Genomic DNA, 15,576 nt, shown 5'->3' with positions numbered 1-15,576 from the left:
GTGGTGGGTTCAAAACTTCATGACAGTGGGCGAGGACTTCTTGGTTCACGCATGACCTGGCAGCGCCAGGCGAACGGGTTGATCCCTTCGCTGCGAGTAAAAATATGGCAGAAATGCGCCTGATCGCAGAAACCGCATTCCAGGCTGATTTGCGTCAGGCTCAGGTCGGTGTGCTGGATCAACAGTTTGGCGCGGGCGAGGCGTTGGCCGCGTATCCAGTCTTGTGGCGACACGCCGGTGCTGCACTTGAACGCCCGCGAAAAATGACTGCGCGACAGCGAGCACGCCTGCGCCAGTTCGGTGACTTCCAGACTTTCGCCGAGACGGTCGAGGATCAGTTGCTTGACCCGCCGCACCCGTTGCGGGCTGAGGCCACCGGTGCGTGGCACGACGGGTTCGCAGGCAGGGGCGAGGGCGACGGTTTGCAGAGAATGAGCCATGGCCAGGATCCGTGTCGGTGGGGAACGCACACTCGGCGCTTTCCCTCAGGTCAAAAAACAACGCTGCGCAGGCCATCGATTGTTGTGCGCGGGCTGGCCGCTGACGAGTTAATCGTTGTTAATTCGCCTAACAGACCCGCGCTGGATGGGCCGTTGATCGAGTAAAGTGCGTAGCACTTGCGTCTGGCTGGCCATACAAGGAAATCGAGCCCATGAACCGTAACGATCTGCGCCGCGTCGACATGAACCTGTTGGTGATATTCGAAGCACTGATGTTCGAAAAGAACCTGACCCGCGTGGCCGAAAAACTGTTCATGGGCCAACCCGCCGTCAGCGCCGCGTTAGGCCGTTTGCGCGATCTGTTCGATGATCCGTTGCTGCTGCGCAACGGTCGCGCCATGGAGCCGACGGCGCGCGCGCTCGACATTCTCAAAGAACTGCAACCGGCCATGGACGTGATCTCCGGCGCCGTCAGCCGCGCCAAGGAATTCGAGCCAGCAAGCAGCTGCGATGTGTTCCGGATCGGCTTGTCGGACGACGCGGAATTTGGCCTGTTCCCGCCGTTGTTGCGTCAGCTTCAGGAAGAGGCACGGGGCATCGTCGTCGTGGTGCGCCGCGCCAACTACCTGCTGATGCCGGCGCTGCTGGCGTCCGGCGAGATCTCCGTCGGCGTCAGTTACACCACCGATCTGCCGGCCAACGCCAAACGCAAAAAACTCCGCGACATCCCCTGCAAAGTCCTGCGCGGCGACGACCGCCCAGGCCCGCTGACGCTCGACGAATACTGCGCACGCCCGCACGCGATGGTCTCGTTCTCCGGCGACTTGAGCGGCAACATCGACCTCGACCTGGCCAAACTCGGCCGCAGTCGCCGCGTCGTGCTCGGCGTGCCACAGTTCAGTGGTTTGCGCGCGTTGCTGGCGGGTACAGAAATGATCGCCACCGTGCCGGATTATGCGGCGTGCGCGCTGGTTGAAGGCTGTGCGTTGCGCGCCGAAGACCCACCGTTTCCGATTGATGCGGCGCAGTTGTCGATGGCGTGGAGCGGGGTGCATGACAACGATCCGGCGGAGAAGTGGTTGCGGTCGCGGATCAGTCAGTTCATGGCGGCGCCGCTGGATATCCCAACGGTCTGACTCCTTTCGCTGATCTCACAAACAACAAAAATCCCCCTGTAGGAGTGAGCCTGCTCGCGATAGCGTCAGTTCTGCCGATACCTGTATTGACTGAAACACCGCTATCGCGAGCAGGCTCACTCCTACATTTGTTGGGTGTGAGCCCGGCGTTGTGGGTGTTTTAAACACCGCTGTTTAAGCAACACCAGCAGACACTCTTTCAGGCTACACAACCTTGCGCCTTTGCCTACAGCTAAGACAGAATCCGCCGGCTTGTGCGCTTGTGGCCCGGTCTCTATCGTTTGGCGGTCGCTGAAATATTCAGCGATCGGGTTTAGCGACTCGGATCAAAAAAGTGCATCAACGCTCCATGCTTCGTTGCGGGCTATCGTCTGCACCTCGCTATGGCGGCTGTATGCGGGAGACCTTCGGGTCTACCGGGTTGCCTTTTTTCCGGTTCGCTAACCTGCATACGGTCGCCACCCATCCTGTTTAGCGACTGGACGTGGTGATCCCTGCGCTAAAAAGGAGATTCACCATGTTCAAAGTCACACCCAACCCACCAGACATCGACCCCACATCTCCCTACGCATCCATCGATTCCAGAAAACTCCACCAAGCCGCCGACCGCGCCCTCGACCATTACCTTTGCCCACCCGGCTCTACGCCGCCTCCACGTAAAACCCGTGCTATGTACGCCGTCACCGCCGACACCAAAAACGAAGATCTACTGACCGACGCCAGCGAAACCCTCGCCTCAGCCAAAACCATTGCCCAGGACGTCGCCCACCTCTTGCCCGCAGCGCAGCGCCGGGCGTTGTTGGGAATTGCGCAGTTGATCATGCTCGGCGAGCTCGCGGTGAATCGGGTGCTGGATAACCTCAATCCACCTGCCTGAACACATCCCCTGTGGGAGCGGGCTTGCTCGCGAAGGCGTCGGGTCAGTTGATAAATACTTTGAATGACACACCGCCTTCGCGAGCAAGCCCGCTCCCACAGGGTTTTGCGGTGTGCTGAATATCTCGGCACGCTGGTGAACTGAGCACACCCGTTCAATTTTTCCCTTCCCGGCATCGGCATTATTCAGGTCGATGAAGTTTCCAGGATGGGGTAATGAACGCTTTGCAACGCGATGAACGGGCACGCGACGTCGGTTTGCTGTTTCTGCGGGTCAGCGGCGGGTTGTTTTTGCTGTGGGTACACGGCTTGCCCAAGCTGCTGGATTTCAGCGCGCAATTGCAGCTGATCGAAGATCCGTTCCACCTCGGTTCGCACCTCACCCTGATGCTGGCGATCTTCGCCGAAGTCGTCTGTCCGCTACTGATCGTCGCCGGGGTACTGGCGCGATTGGCCTGCGTGCCTATTCTCTTTGTTCTGCTGGTGGCGTTGTTGGTCGTGCATCCGCAATGGAGTGTGGCCGAGGGGCAGTTCGGCTGGTTGCTGTTGATCCTGTTTGCCACTGTGTTTATCGCCGGGCCGGGACGGCTGGCGCTCAACGTCCGTTTGCCCGGAGTGCTGCGTTATGCCTGAAGTCCTGAGTCCAAAAGCACCGGGGTCTGATGAGACCGTGACGCTGATCGTCAAGCACCGGGTCAAAGCCGGGTTTGAGGCGGCGTATGAAGCCTGGCTGCGCAATATCGTGCGGGTCGCGGGGCAGCGGGAAGGGCACTTGGGGGTTGATGTGGTGCGCGGTAAATGTGCCGGTCTCGACTTCTACACCTGCGTACTGCGCTTTTGCTCCACCGACGCCATGCAATCGTGGCTGGAATCGCCGCAGCGTCAGGCGCTGGTCGATGAAGCTGCGCCGATGCTTGCCGATGGCGACCAGACCGAAGTCGCGCCGGTCAACGAGTTCTGGTTCTCGCCGCTGGCCGAAGCCGCTTCGCCACCGCCGCGCTGGAAACAAGCAGTGATCACGCTGCTGGTGATTCTGCCGCACACCTTGCTGGTGCCGCTGATCTGGGGGCCGCTGCTCAGATTGCATCCGCTGCTTTCCAACTACGTGGTCGCCACGTTCCTGATCACTCTGACCATCGTCGTGTCGGTGGTGTACGTGTTCATGCCGCGCGTCACGCGCTTGTTCGCGCCGTGGCTCGAAGCCAGTCAGGCCCATGTACACCTCGATTCCCAAGAAACCTCGCCACGCTGAGCGCGCGGGGTTTGCTTCTTTTTACTTTGCTTGAGGAACTGCGATGAGCGCCGATCTGATTCTGTTCAATGGCCAATTTCATACCGTAGACCGCACCAAACCGCTGGCCAGTGCCGTGGCGATTACCGATGGCCGTTTCGTGGTCGTCGGCAACGACAACCAGGCCATGGCCCTGCGCGGGCCGAACACGCAAGTGGTCGATATGCACGGCCGCTGCGTGATCCCCGGACTCAACGACTCGCACTTGCACCTGATCCGTGGCGGTTTGAACTACAACCTCGAACTGCGCTGGGAAGGCGTGCCGTCGCTGGCCGATGCGCTGCGCATGCTCAAGGATCAGGCTGACCGCACGCCGACCCCGCAATGGGTGCGCGTGGTCGGTGGCTGGAACGAATTCCAGTTCGCCGAAAAACGCATGCCGACCCTCGAAGAAATCAACCAGGCCGCGCCGGACACCCCGGTGTTCATCCTGCATTTGTATGACCGCGCGCTGCTCAACCGCGCCGCGCTGCGTGTCGCCGGTTACACCCGCGATACGCCGAACCCACCGGGTGGCGAGATCGTTCGCGACAGCAATGGCAACCCGACCGGCATGCTGGTCGCGCGGCCGAACGCGATGATTCTCTACTCGACGCTGGCCAAAGGGCCGAAGCTGCCACTGGAATATCAGGTCAATTCGACCCGCCAGTTCATGCGCGAACTCAATCGCCTCGGCCTGACCAGCGCGATCGATGCTGGCGGTGGTTTCCAGAACTACCCGGACGATTATCAAGTCATCGAGCAACTGGCCAAAGACGACCAGTTGACCGTGCGCATCGCCTATAACCTCTTCACGCAGAAACCGAAAGAAGAACTGAGCGATTTCCAGAACTGGACTGGCAGCGTCAAGTTGCATCAGGGCGACGACTACCTGCGCCACAACGGCGCCGGCGAGATGCTGGTGTTCTCCGCAGCGGACTTCGAAGACTTCCTCGAGCCGCGCCCGGACCTGCCGCAGACCATGGAAGAAGAGTTGGAACCGGTGGTGCGCCACCTGGTTGAACAGCGCTGGCCGTTCCGTTTGCACGCGACGTACAACGAATCGATCAGCCGCATGCTCGACGTGTTCGAGAAGGTCAATCGCGACATTCCGTTCAACGGTTTGCCATGGTTCTTCGACCACGCTGAAACCATCACCCCGCAGAACATCGAGCGGGTGAAAGCGCTGGGCGGCGGCATTGCGATTCAGGATCGCATGGCGTTCCAGGGTGAATATTTTGTCGACCGCTATGGCAAGCAAGCCGCCGAAGCGACCCCACCGATCAAACGCATGCTCGCCGAAGGTGTCCCGGTCGGCGCGGGTACCGATGCGACGCGGGTTTCCAGCTACAACCCGTGGACGTCGCTGTACTGGATGGTCAGCGGCCGCACCGTCGGCGGGCTGGCGCTGTACGAAGAAGGTTTGCCGCGCACCACCGCGCTGGAACTGTTCACCCACGGCAGCGCCTGGTTCTCCTCGGAGCAGGGCAAGAAAGGCCAGATCAAGGTCGGCCAACTGGCGGATCTGGCAGCGCTGAGCGCGGACTTTTTCCATGTCGAGGAAGAAGCGATCAAGTGGATCGAGTCGGTACTGACCGTGGTTGGCGGCAAGATTGTTTACGCTGCTGGTGACTTCGAAGACCTCGGGCCGCGCTCGATTCCGGTGCTGCCGGACTGGTCGCCGGTGGTCAAAGTCCCGGGCCACTGGCGGCCGAACTCGCCTTTGCAGGCGCAGGTCCACCAGTGCAGTGGCCCTTGCGCCGTGCACACCCACAGCCATGAAAAGGCGCGGATGTCGAACGCGCCGGTCAGCGACTTCGCCGGGTTCTGGGGCGCGTTCGGCTGCTCCTGCTTCGCTTTCTGATTCTCCCCCAAAGCGCCGGCCGACCGGTCGGCGCTTCACGCTTCATCCATCCGTCCATCAGGAGTTTTCCCATGAGCGTTCCTTACACACGTCTGAACAAAGATGATGCGGTTGTACTGCTGGTCGATCACCAGACCGGCCTGATCTCGCTGGTACAGGATTTCACCCCGAACGAATTCAAGAACAACGTGCTGGCGCTGGGCGACATCGCCAAGTTCTTCAAACTGCCGACCATCCTCACCACCAGTTTCGACGCCGGCCCGAACGGCCCGATCGTGCCTGAACTGCGCGAGCAGTTTCCGGATGCGCCGTTCATTCAGCGTCCGGGGCAGATCAATGCGTGGGACAACGAAGACTTCGTTAAAGCGATCAAGGCGACCGGTCGCAAGCAACTGATCATCGCGGGTGTGGTGACTGATGTTTGCGTGGCTTTCCCTACTTTGTCGGCGATTGCTGAAGGGTACGAAGTGTTTGTCGTGACTGACTCGTCGGGCACCTTCAACACCACCGTGCAGCAGGCGGCGTGGGCGCGGATGTCGGCGGCGGGTGCACACCTGTTGAACTGGTTCTCGGTGGCGTGCGAGCTGCAGGGTGATTGGCGCAACGATATGGAAGGTTTGGCGCATTTGCTGTCGGAGCGGTTGCCGAACTATCGCAACTTGATTAACAGCTATACCAAGTTCACCGCCAAGTAATTGGGTGTGAGCTGGAAGAGCCCCTCACCCTAACCCTCTCCCGGAGGGCGAGGGGACTGACCGAGGGGTTCTTGCGAGGCACGCCGACGTGCAATACCGAGCCGAACTTCAATTTTGAAAAGCTTGAAGATCGGCTCCCTTTCCCCTCGCCCCCTTGGGGGAGAGGGCTGGGGTGAGGGGGAGGCTTTTGATCTTGATCTTGTCGCCTCAACGCTTTTGAAGCCACCCCAAAAACCCGCCTTTCCGCACCGCCACCGGTTTAGCCATCAACGCGAGGCGACTGTTCTGTTGACGTACCGCCTGCAATTTATTCAACGCCCGACCCACCTCCGTGCGCTGTTCCATGCACTGACGAGTGAGGTTCTTGTCGAGACGATAAATGATGCTCGACGTCAGCGCGGTAAACGTAGCCTGCGACGGCGTATCAGCCAGAATACTCTGCTCACCCATGACCTCACTCGGCCCCATGCGCCCGGCTTCAGTCTGCTCATTACCATCCGGCACCGTCGCACTGACCACGCCCGTGGCAATCACGAACAGACTGTCCGGTACTTCATCCAGCCCCAGCACCACCTGGCCTGCTGTGTACTGCTGAGCGACCATCGATTCCGCCAGACGATCACGCTCATCGCTGCTCAGCGAGCGGAAGATTTTCACTTCATCAAGCAGCGCACGTGCGCGGGTCGACGGTTCGATCACGCCGTCCGGATGCCGCGAAATCCCTGCTGCTTCGAGATGCCGGTGGGCGAGGTCGAACAGTTGATTGCGCACTTCGCCTTTCTTGCCCAACTCGGCAATGAAACCGCTGGCGACGTATTCCGACATGGTTTCGCCGGCCTCTTTCAGCACGGCTTTTGGCGCCGGACTCAGCAACAGCGAGCTGCTGCCTTGCAGCGTACGATCCAGTGCATCGAGCACCCGGCGCGGACGAATGTGATTGGGCACCTGAATGCTGATCGACACGCCATGCATGTTGTTCGGGCGGCTGAGGTTGACGATCTTCGCCTTCGCCGCCACCGAGTTGGGCACTACGGCCATGGTGCCGGCGCTGGTCAGCAGATGCGTGGCACGCCAGTCGATGTCGAAGACCTTGCCTTCGACGCCGTCGATCATCACCAGATCATCGACCTGATAAGGCTTGGTGGTGTTGAGGACGATCCCGGAAAACACATCGGCCAAGGTACTTTGCAGCGCCAGACCGACGACGATAGCGACCACCCCGGAGGTCGCCAGCAAGCCTTTGACCGGCAGTTCCAGCACGTAACCGGCGGCGGCAACGATGGCCACGAGAAACACCAGCGCGCCGATGACATCCTGCAGCAAACGACCGCTGTGGCCGATGCGGCGCATCAGCGCCAGGCCGATCACTTCCGTCAAAACTCGCGCGGCGTACAACCACCAGAGAATCCCCAACGCCGTTGCACCCAGTTGCGCGACGCGGTCATCGGCGAACAGCGGGGCTTGCAGCGGGCTGACACCTGCGTTGATCACCAACGCGGTGAAGGCCAGAAACAGCGCCAGCCGCACAGCCACTCTTGGCGCACGATGGGTGAACGGCGTGAAGTGCCAGAGCACCGCGTCGAGCAGCAGCAGGGCGGCGCTGAGGGACAGTAGGTGGGTGTAGAAGAATGTCATGACCGAAGCTCCGCAGTGCTTGCCAGTAAAAAGATCGCAGCCTGCGGCAGCTCCTACAGAAGATTGCATTGCAATGTAGGAGCTGCCGCAGGCTGCGATCTTTTGTTTTTAAGGATTCAGATGAGTCTTCAACTCAGCCGCCGCCTGACGCACCGCTGCCTTCACTTCAGGAATCTGGCTCAGCGGGTTGAGCAAACCAAAGTCATGGATCATCCCGTTGTAACGCACAGAGGTCACCGCCACGCCGGCCGCATCGAGGTGCCGCGCGTAGCCTTCGCCTTCATCACGCAGCACGTCGAATTCGGCGGTCTGCACCAGTGCAGCAGGCAAACCTTTGAGCTGTTCGACGCTGGCGTTCAACGGCGAGGCATGGATCTGCGCACGCTCGGCCGGGTTGGTGGTGTAGTTGTCCCAAAACCACTGCATCATGCCTTTGGTGAGGAAATGGCCCTCGGCAAATTGCTGGTACGAACCGTCGTCAAACTGCGCGTTGGTCACCGGCCACATCAACAGCTGGAAGCGCAGTGCCGGGGTTTTCTGTTCCTTGGCCATCAACGCCACAACCGCCGCCATGTTGCCGCCGACGCTGTTGCCGGCCACCGCCAGACGCTTGCCGTCGACACCGATGTCTTTGCCGTGCTCAGCCACCCATTTTGTCGCGGCATACGCCTGGTTGATCGCGGTCGGGTACTGCGCTTCCGGCGACGGCGTGTAATCGACGTACACCGCGACAGCGCCAGAGCCCACCACCAAGTCACGAATCAAGCGCTGGTGCGTCGGGTAATCACCGAGCACCCAGCCGCCACCGTGGAAGAACATGAACACCGGCAACTCACCTTTGACCTTGGCCGGACGCACCACTTTCAGGTTGATCGTCTGGCCGTCGACCTTGATCGTCTTGTCGCTGACTTCAACACCGGACAAGTCCACCTTCACCGAAGCCTGCGCACCGGTCAGCACCGCACGGGCGTCTTTCGGGCTGAGTTGCTCAAGGGGTTTGCCACCGCCAGCGGCGAGGGCGTTGAGGAAGGCCTGGGTGTTGTGTTCGACACCGGAGGTCTCGGCGGCGAATGCGTTGCCGATGGACAGGGCGAGGAGGGAAGCGGCGAGGGTCTGTTTAATGTTCATGTTCAATTCCATTTTCGAATGTGGGATGTAGGAGCTGCCGCAGGCTGCGATCTTTTGATCCTGTTTTTGCCTTTTACCCGCGTCACCGCAGATCAAGATCAAAAGATCGCAGCCTGCGGCAGCTCCTACGTGTTCAGGGTTGTTTTCAAACCGTGAGCACAGATTAATGAGCTGCTCGAAAGTGAAAAAGCGGCTATAAAGCGTTTAACTGTCCACCAGAGAGTGACAATGAACCCGTTCGAAGACATGCGTATTTTTTGCCAGGTCATGGACTCTGGCAGCTTCACCGCCGCGGCTGATCAACTGGGGCTGTCCAAGCAGTTCGTCAGCCGGCGTTTGATGCAGTTGGAAGAACGCCTCGGCGTGCGATTGTTGAATCGCTCGACCCGGCGCCTCGACGTTACGCCGTTGGGTCAGAGCTACTACGAATCGGCCTTGCGCCTGCTGGGCGAGGTCGAACAGGTCGAGCAGGGCATCGCCGGGCAGACCGCCGAGCCGCGCGGAACGATTCGCGTGAGTGCGCCGCTGTCGTTTGCCGTCGCGCATCTGGGTTGTCTGCTGCCGATGTTTTTGCAGCGTTATCGCGAGGTCACGGTGGAGGTGGATCTGAGTGATCGGCCGGTTGATTTGCTGGGCGAGGGTTATGACCTGGCGCTGCGCATTGGTGTGCTGGAAGACTCGACGTTGATCGCCCGGCGCATCGCGTCGATCGAACGGGTGTATTGCGCCAGTCCGGCTTACCTGGCTGAACGCGGGACGCCGTTGAAACCGGAAGAACTGCTCAACCACGATTGCCTGCCTTATGGCCATGGGCGTTCGGTGCAATGGCGGTTTAATGCGGGGCAGGGTAAGCCGATGTTGGTCAATGTCACCGGGCGCATGCGGGTGAACAACGGCGAGTTGCTCAGGGATGCGGCGGTGCAGGGAATGGGGATCACGTATTTGCCGACGTTTATTGTTGGCGCAGCGTTGAAGGATGGCCGGCTGGTGCCGGTGCTGGATGATCTGCGTCCGGAGCCGCTGACGTTGTCGGCGGTGTATCCGCAACATCGGCAGGCCTCACGCCCGGTGCAGGCGTTGGTCGAATTCCTGCGCGAACGCCTGAACCAGAACAACGTCGCCCTCTAAACCTTACAGTGGATTTTTCAAACCCTGTAAAACCAAGTGGGAGCGGGCTTGCTCGCGAAAGCGTCGTGTCAGTTAACCCATTATTGGCTGACCCAACGCCTTCGCGAGCAAGCCCGCTCCCACAGGGTTCTTCGGTGTCTGAAATATTCGTGCAACCCGAATCAACGCTGCTGCCGACTCAAACACTCCAGCAAACAACCGGGATCCAGCACCTCGTCATTCACATAAATCCCGCGCTCGGCATCGTACGTGCGAATAAACACCCGCACCGTCGCATCCGCCACCGTCGGCAGTTGTGACTCGTAGAACTCATGGTCACCCGGGATCACCACAAAATCCTGCGGCGCCGCCTCTTCATAAGATCGCGGCGGCGTCGCATTCAATGAATACGGGGCAGGGTGGGCAAAGGGCTGGTTCGGCCCGTAGTACACAAAATTGTTGTCCAGCGCCTGCGCCTGAGTGGCAGCAAGCAGAAAACCCATCAACAACAGCCGTTCGAGCATCAGCATGGCGGCACCTGCGAGTGCGGTATTCCCCAAGGCTATTAACTATAGCTGCCCACGCCACTAACGCCCGATCCACATCGGATCCCTGTAGGAGCTGCCGAAGGCTGCGATCTTTTGATCTTTAAAAGCAGGATCAAAAGATCGTCCGAACGCGGCCCGAGCCTGCGGCAGCTCCTACACGGTGTGGCTTACAAGTTTGCAACAATCGGGATTGGCGGGGTGATCTAGACTCGGTTTCGCTCAATTACGAGCATCGTCCGGAGTGCGCCATGGAAGTGCCTAATAACAAAACCGCCATCGAGAGCAATCGACAGGCGTGGAACGATTCCGCCCGCCATCATGAGGATTCGCCTGACTGGCAGGACTTGCTCAGCGAAGTTGCGCAGGCGGATTTCTCTTGTCTTGATGAGACCTTGAGCGGGTTGCTTGAGGTCGACGGTCAGGATGTGATTCAGCTGTGCTGCAACAATGGCCGCGAGAGTCTGTCGCTGTTTGCCCACGGTGCGCGGAGTGTGGTCGGGGTCGATCAGTCGGCGGCGTTTCTCGATCAGGCGCGTGAGCTGAACCGCCGTTCACCGCACAACGCCGAGTTCATCGAGACCGATATCCATCATTTGCCGGCGTCCTTGCACAACCGTTTTGACGTGGCGCTGATCACCATTGGCGTGTTCGGCTGGATGCCGGACATTGGCGAGTTTTTCCGTCATGTCGTCTCGACGCTGAAACCGGGTGGGAAACTGGTGATCTATGAAACCCATCCGTTTCTGGAAATGGTTGATCCGGATGCGGAAGATCCGTATCAGCTCGCCAGTTCGTATTTCCGTACCGAGCCGTTTGTGCAGGAAGAGCCGATTGTGTATGTCGGTAAGGTCGAGCAGCAGGCAGCGAAGTCGTATTGGTTTGTGCATACGCTGGGGGATATTTTCAGTGGCGCGATTGCGGCGGGGCTGAATATTGCGCACTTCAAGGAGTATGCGCACTCGAACCGGGAAGAGGTGTATGACCAGTATTTGAATCAAGAGGCGCAGATGCCGATGTGCTTTACCTTGGTTGCTACCAAGGTCTGAATGCTTTAGTGAGTCGACCCACATTGGCTATGCGCCATACACAAATCCCTGTAGGAGCTGCCGAAGGCTGCGATCTTTTGATCTTCAAAGTCAAAAGATCGCAGCCTTCGGCAGCTCCTACACTGGTATTCGGCGCATAGCAGATCCCTTGTAGGAGTGAGCCTGCTCGCGAAGGCGGCATCAAAGCCACTGCAAATTCCGAAAGAGAATCAAGCCTGCGCCGCCGCACTCACCACCGGCCGCCCCGGCTTACGCAGCGGTTCAAGCCGCGATCCCTCATACCGCGTCTCGCGGAAAAACTTCCAGCGTCCGAACAGGCAATACACGTGCATCACGCGCCCCTGCTCGTGATAGCCCATGCGAATGTGCAGCTTCAGCGCCGGAATATTGTGCGTCTCACAGACGTCCACCACCTTGTTGCAACCCTGCGCCGCCATCGCTTCCCACAGCGCCACTTGCACGTCCACCGAGAGGCTGCTGCCGAAATACGCGCGGATCATCTCACCGCCAAACTCAAAGAATTCACCCTGCTTCACCGGGAAGGTGCAGCCGTAATAATGACGGTCGTGATAGTCGCGAATGCTGCCCCAGATAAACCCGACCGCATGCCCCTCCGCATCGAGGTACATATGCCCGGTGTGACCCTCGGCGGCGAGCTCCGCCATGGTCTCCACGCGGTCACCAAAATGCTTGCTGAACGCGATCGCATTCTCCGGCGTAATGTCGACTTTGCTCAGGCCCTCGTACGGACGCAGCTTGTGCGGCTGCACCGGAGTGACCAGGTCGCGCTCCATCCACAACAGTTCCCAATGGAAAAACACGTAACGTTTCCACAACGTGCCGAAGGTGCGGCCCAGGCCTTTTTGGCGGATGCGTTCTTGTAGTTTTTTGATGAAGCTCATGATGCCCTCCGTGGCCGAAGCCCGGTGTTGTGGATGTCGCTTTTGTGGGTATAGATCACCCTTGGGGGTTCATTTCAAAGTGCCATCTTGGAAAGTATTGCAAGGTATGTAACTCAATCGAGTGCGGCGGTACCGCGTAGAAAATCCTTGTTCAGATCGGCGTAGGAAACCCGTGGAACGCCCGTCAACCGCTGCTCTAGCACGCGGCTCAGGGACTGCTCAGGGTTGAGATAAGCATCACCAAAATCGCCGCCCAGTTGCGTCGGGTGAGCGACGATTTCCAGCACGCCGTCGGTCGGCGAAATGTCATTGCGCAGGTCGATCGGCGTGCACACATAGTCAGCCGTCACACCAGCCAGACTCTGCAAGCGCCAATTGAGCAAACCCTTGAACACGCGCTTGGGCAGATTGAGGTTTTGCCCCAGATTGCGCGCCAGTCGAATCGGCACACCTTGATGCGCGGCAAACCGCGCGACGATCTCGCCGATCGGCCAGATGTTGTGCACGTGCTGATGTGAATCGATATGACTCGGCCGCACGCCGTGATCGACGCAACGCTGCCACTGCGCTTGCAATTCTTCACGCACCGCCTCGCGGTCTTCGCGACTGAGCCACAACCGATGGCGCGGCAGACTCAAGTCGAACACGCCATGGTCGTCGCAGAATGTACGGCGCTTGAGAATCGCCTGACTCAACGGCCGCCCGTAAGTCAGGTTGAAGTGCAATCCAACCCGGCCTTGCAACGTCGGATGCCGGGCCATCGCGCACGCCGCTTCGAACGCCGGCATGTTGGCCATGGCCGTGGCAGAACTGATGACCCCGGCCTGAAAGGCAGCGAAGATCACCGCGTTTTCGTTCGGGCTGAGGCCGAAATCGTCAGCGTTGACTATGACTTGGCGTGGCATGTTCGCCCTCCGTGGTGATCGCAACAGGTTTCAAAACAGGTTTCACTTGCTCGGCACGCCGCGCCCGCCAGGCTTGTACGCGCGGCTTGAGTCGATGCCACAGGCGCAAGCCAAGGCCGAGGACAAGACCACTCGGCCGCCAGGAATAAAAACTCCAGCGCCAGTGCTCCAGTTGTCCGGTCATGCGTTCGTGCAGTTGATGGCTGGAGTTTTCCAGGCTGACCCGCGAGGCATCGATCCAGTGCCAGTGATCGTCGAGCCCCCAGCGAATCCATTCCTCCAGCAGCACCCGGCCACTGCCCAGATCGGCGTATTGCGGCAGGAAGGCGAGGTTGTAATCGTAGAGCCGGCCTTGTTCCAGCAGGCCGAGGCGATAGCTGATGCAGCGCCCGTTCAACTCCAGCGTGACCACCCGAACCAAGCCTTGGCCGGAGAGGGCGATGAACGCGCGTTCGATCAATTGGCGACTGGCTTCGCTGGCAAAAATACCTACGCCTTCGTCACCTTTCCAGCTCACCGCTTCGACTTCGCTGATGGCCTGCAACAACGGGCCCATGCTCATCGCATCGGGAATAATTCTGCGCACTTCAGCGCCACACGCGGCGATCCGCTTGCGCGCCCGTCGCAGTTTGTAGCGCGGATCACCGGAGACTTCCTGATGATCGGCCTCGCTGATCAGGTGCACCGGCACTCGACAACTCAGCCGTCGTTCACCGGTGGAGCTGTGCGCCATCCATTCGGTGAGCGCACTTTCCTCACCGGCAGGTTCGGACAATTCATTGAGTTGCAGCAGCGCGTGGGGCACACGTTGGCGAATCATATTCAGCGCCTGACGCATGTCCTCAGCGCCCAACAACGACAGCAGCGCCAAGCGATCCGCCAGCGGATAACCCAAGTGATGCAGCACCCGAAACGGCACGCCGGCAAAGCGTTCGCGACTTGCCACCAGCGGCAGACACAGACGCAATTCGTCCGCCTCCCAACCCAGCAGGATGTGCAGACGCTCATCCGTACCAAGGGCCTGCTCGGCCGCGCACAACCAACCAAGGTTGTTGAACGGCGTGTGATCCGTCACCCGCAGACGCAGCGCTTCATACGCTGCTTCGGGGAAATCGGCGGCGCACAGTGAAGTGCGCCATTCAAATCGCGTCACCATAGGCTCAGGCCGCCGTTGCTGTTACGGGTGGACGGGACGGTTTGCGCAGTGCGTCCAGACGCGAGCCGCTGTAGCGGGTTTCGCGGTAGAAGCGCCAGCGACTGAACAAGGTGTAAACATTCATGATCCGTCCCTGTTCGGTATAGCCCATGCGCAGGTGCAGCTTGAGCGCCGGGATATTATGAAATTCGCAGACGTCGACGACCTTGTCGCAACCCTGTGCAGCCATGGCTTTCCACAGCTCCAGTTGCAGATCTACCGACAGCTCGGTGCCCCAATACTTGCGGGTCAACTCGCCGCCAAACTCGAAGAACTCGCCGGGTTTCACCGGGAACAGACAGCCGTAGTAATGCCGGTCAAAATAGTCCCGCGAACTGCCCCAGATAAACGCCACGGCAGCGCCTTGATCGTCGAGGTGCATGTGCCCGGTGTGGCCCTCGTTGGCCAGTTCGGCCATGGTGCCGACACGGTCACCAAAGTTACGGGCGAAGGCGCTGGCGTTGTCTGGCGTGATCTTCACTACCTGCAATGGCGGGTAGGGTTTGAGGTTGTGCGGCGGCACCGGGCTGACCAGATCACGCTCCATCCACAGCAGTTCCTGATGGGAAAAAACGTAGTGTTTCCAGGCTTTCGCCAAAGTGGCGCGCAGGCCTTTTTGTTTGATGTGCTCGCTGAGTTTGCTGACGATGCCCATGGTGTGTGCTCCTGAACCTTTCGGCGCAGCGACCCTAATTGTTGAGAGAACGCCTGTGGCGAGGGGATTTATTCCCGTTGGGCTGCGAAGCGGCCCCGCTTTAACAGGATAAGAAGCGACGACTGCTGCGCAGCCGAACGGGGATAAATCCCCTCGCCACAAAAGCTCAATCAC

The 15,576-nt window shown here is 59.6% G+C and carries 16 protein-coding genes; 8 read left to right on the top strand and 8 right to left on the bottom strand.

Features of this window, described 5'->3' with window-relative positions:
- Nucleotides 1-17: 17 nt before the first annotated feature.
- The gene (locus ACZZ0D_RS14060; protein ID WP_053119037.1) at nucleotides 18-440 is read right to left on the bottom strand and encodes a helix-turn-helix domain-containing protein; all 423 of its coding nucleotides are present in this window, start codon (nucleotides 438-440) and stop codon (nucleotides 18-20) included.
- Between the two features lie 212 nt (nucleotides 441-652).
- On the opposite strand from ACZZ0D_RS14060, the gene ACZZ0D_RS14055 reads away from it, so the two are divergent.
- From ACZZ0D_RS14055 to ycaC, 6 genes are all read left to right on the top strand, one after another.
- Nucleotides 653-1,576 carry a LysR family transcriptional regulator gene (locus tag ACZZ0D_RS14055; RefSeq protein ID WP_463553578.1) on the top strand — a complete coding sequence of 308 codons (924 nt, stop codon included), beginning with the start codon at nucleotides 653-655 and terminating at the stop codon, nucleotides 1,574-1,576.
- A 517-nt stretch (nucleotides 1,577-2,093) separates the two neighbouring features.
- A complete protein-coding gene (locus tag ACZZ0D_RS14050; protein WP_463553577.1) occupies nucleotides 2,094-2,453 on the top strand; it encodes a DUF6124 family protein in 360 nt (119 codons plus the stop codon).
- Between the two features lie 215 nt (nucleotides 2,454-2,668).
- Nucleotides 2,669-3,085, top strand: coding sequence for a DoxX family protein (locus ACZZ0D_RS14045; RefSeq protein WP_159815775.1), 417 nt, complete (start codon nucleotides 2,669-2,671; stop codon nucleotides 3,083-3,085).
- The gene (locus ACZZ0D_RS14040) at nucleotides 3,078-3,704 is read left to right on the top strand and encodes an antibiotic biosynthesis monooxygenase (protein WP_463553576.1); all 627 of its coding nucleotides are present in this window, start codon (nucleotides 3,078-3,080) and stop codon (nucleotides 3,702-3,704) included. Before ACZZ0D_RS14045 ends, ACZZ0D_RS14040 begins: the two co-directional genes overlap by 8 nt.
- A gap of 43 nt (nucleotides 3,705-3,747) precedes the next feature.
- On the top strand, nucleotides 3,748-5,586 hold the full coding sequence (locus ACZZ0D_RS14035; protein ID WP_282354532.1) for an amidohydrolase: 1,839 nt from the start codon (nucleotides 3,748-3,750) through the stop codon (nucleotides 5,584-5,586).
- A gap of 71 nt (nucleotides 5,587-5,657) precedes the next feature.
- Nucleotides 5,658-6,281: an isochorismate family cysteine hydrolase YcaC gene (gene ycaC, locus ACZZ0D_RS14030; RefSeq protein ID WP_007913541.1), complete on the top strand. Its 624-nt coding sequence runs from the start codon at nucleotides 5,658-5,660 to the stop codon at nucleotides 6,279-6,281.
- A 207-nt stretch (nucleotides 6,282-6,488) separates the two neighbouring features.
- On the opposite strand, the gene ACZZ0D_RS14025 is transcribed toward ycaC, so the two are convergent.
- Nucleotides 6,489-7,916 (bottom strand): mechanosensitive ion channel domain-containing protein, encoded by a 1,428-nt coding sequence (locus ACZZ0D_RS14025; protein WP_463553575.1) that lies wholly within the window; start codon nucleotides 7,914-7,916, stop codon nucleotides 6,489-6,491.
- Between the two features lie 108 nt (nucleotides 7,917-8,024).
- A complete protein-coding gene (locus ACZZ0D_RS14020; RefSeq protein WP_463553574.1) occupies nucleotides 8,025-9,044 on the bottom strand; it encodes an alpha/beta hydrolase in 1,020 nt (339 codons plus the stop codon).
- Nucleotides 9,045-9,272: 228 nt separating this feature from the next.
- Here ACZZ0D_RS14020 and ACZZ0D_RS14015 point away from each other — a divergent pair, with 228 nt between their 5' ends.
- Nucleotides 9,273-10,172, top strand: a complete 900-nt coding sequence (locus tag ACZZ0D_RS14015) for a LysR family transcriptional regulator (RefSeq protein WP_159815779.1) — start codon at nucleotides 9,273-9,275, stop codon at nucleotides 10,170-10,172.
- Nucleotides 10,173-10,333: 161 nt separating this feature from the next.
- Here ACZZ0D_RS14015 and ACZZ0D_RS14010 read toward each other — a convergent pair whose 3' ends face one another.
- On the bottom strand, nucleotides 10,334-10,681 hold the full coding sequence (locus tag ACZZ0D_RS14010) for a hypothetical protein (RefSeq protein ID WP_463553573.1): 348 nt from the start codon (nucleotides 10,679-10,681) through the stop codon (nucleotides 10,334-10,336).
- 266 nt (nucleotides 10,682-10,947) lie between these two features.
- Here ACZZ0D_RS14010 and ACZZ0D_RS14005 point away from each other — a divergent pair, with 266 nt between their 5' ends.
- Nucleotides 10,948-11,745: a class I SAM-dependent methyltransferase gene (locus ACZZ0D_RS14005; protein ID WP_463553572.1), complete on the top strand. Its 798-nt coding sequence runs from the start codon at nucleotides 10,948-10,950 to the stop codon at nucleotides 11,743-11,745.
- Between the two features lie 209 nt (nucleotides 11,746-11,954).
- On the opposite strand, the gene ACZZ0D_RS14000 is transcribed toward ACZZ0D_RS14005, so the two are convergent.
- From ACZZ0D_RS14000 to ACZZ0D_RS13985, 4 genes are all read right to left on the bottom strand, one after another.
- Nucleotides 11,955-12,647, bottom strand: coding sequence for an N-acetyltransferase (locus ACZZ0D_RS14000; protein ID WP_463553571.1), 693 nt, complete (start codon nucleotides 12,645-12,647; stop codon nucleotides 11,955-11,957).
- A 113-nt stretch (nucleotides 12,648-12,760) separates the two neighbouring features.
- Entirely contained in the window at nucleotides 12,761-13,552 is a 792-nt protein-coding gene (locus ACZZ0D_RS13995) for a ChbG/HpnK family deacetylase (protein WP_463553570.1), read from the bottom strand.
- Complete coding sequence (locus ACZZ0D_RS13990) at nucleotides 13,524-14,708, bottom strand: GNAT family N-acetyltransferase (protein WP_463553569.1); 1,185 nt, start codon at nucleotides 14,706-14,708, stop codon at nucleotides 13,524-13,526. The genes ACZZ0D_RS13995 and ACZZ0D_RS13990 overlap by 29 nt, the downstream gene beginning before the upstream one ends.
- A 4-nt stretch (nucleotides 14,709-14,712) precedes the next feature.
- Nucleotides 14,713-15,402: a GNAT family N-acetyltransferase gene (locus ACZZ0D_RS13985; RefSeq protein ID WP_053119122.1), complete on the bottom strand. Its 690-nt coding sequence runs from the start codon at nucleotides 15,400-15,402 to the stop codon at nucleotides 14,713-14,715.
- Between the last annotated feature and the right edge of the window lie 174 nt (nucleotides 15,403-15,576).

Source organism: Pseudomonas sp. AC193, assembly GCF_979258075.1.
This window is presented reverse-complemented; position numbering and strand designations above follow the sequence as displayed.

Coding starts and splice junctions, on each gene's coding strand:
- ACZZ0D_RS14060 (WP_053119037.1), bottom strand. CDS start 440: ATGGCTCATTCTCTGCAAACCGTCGCCCTCGCCCCTGCCTGCGAACCC.
- ACZZ0D_RS14055 (WP_463553578.1), top strand. CDS start 653: ATGAACCGTAACGATCTGCGCCGCGTCGACATGAACCTGTTGGTGATA.
- ACZZ0D_RS14050 (WP_463553577.1), top strand. CDS start 2,094: ATGTTCAAAGTCACACCCAACCCACCAGACATCGACCCCACATCTCCC.
- ACZZ0D_RS14045 (WP_159815775.1), top strand. CDS start 2,669: ATGAACGCTTTGCAACGCGATGAACGGGCACGCGACGTCGGTTTGCTG.
- ACZZ0D_RS14040 (WP_463553576.1), top strand. CDS start 3,078: ATGCCTGAAGTCCTGAGTCCAAAAGCACCGGGGTCTGATGAGACCGTG.
- ACZZ0D_RS14035 (WP_282354532.1), top strand. CDS start 3,748: ATGAGCGCCGATCTGATTCTGTTCAATGGCCAATTTCATACCGTAGAC.
- ycaC (WP_007913541.1), top strand. CDS start 5,658: ATGAGCGTTCCTTACACACGTCTGAACAAAGATGATGCGGTTGTACTG.
- ACZZ0D_RS14025 (WP_463553575.1), bottom strand. CDS start 7,916: ATGACATTCTTCTACACCCACCTACTGTCCCTCAGCGCCGCCCTGCTG.
- ACZZ0D_RS14020 (WP_463553574.1), bottom strand. CDS start 9,044: ATGAACATTAAACAGACCCTCGCCGCTTCCCTCCTCGCCCTGTCCATC.
- ACZZ0D_RS14015 (WP_159815779.1), top strand. CDS start 9,273: ATGAACCCGTTCGAAGACATGCGTATTTTTTGCCAGGTCATGGACTCT.
- ACZZ0D_RS14010 (WP_463553573.1), bottom strand. CDS start 10,681: ATGCTGATGCTCGAACGGCTGTTGTTGATGGGTTTTCTGCTTGCTGCC.
- ACZZ0D_RS14005 (WP_463553572.1), top strand. CDS start 10,948: ATGGAAGTGCCTAATAACAAAACCGCCATCGAGAGCAATCGACAGGCG.
- ACZZ0D_RS14000 (WP_463553571.1), bottom strand. CDS start 12,647: ATGAGCTTCATCAAAAAACTACAAGAACGCATCCGCCAAAAAGGCCTG.
- ACZZ0D_RS13995 (WP_463553570.1), bottom strand. CDS start 13,552: ATGCCACGCCAAGTCATAGTCAACGCTGACGATTTCGGCCTCAGCCCG.
- ACZZ0D_RS13990 (WP_463553569.1), bottom strand. CDS start 14,708: ATGGTGACGCGATTTGAATGGCGCACTTCACTGTGCGCCGCCGATTTC.
- ACZZ0D_RS13985 (WP_053119122.1), bottom strand. CDS start 15,402: ATGGGCATCGTCAGCAAACTCAGCGAGCACATCAAACAAAAAGGCCTG.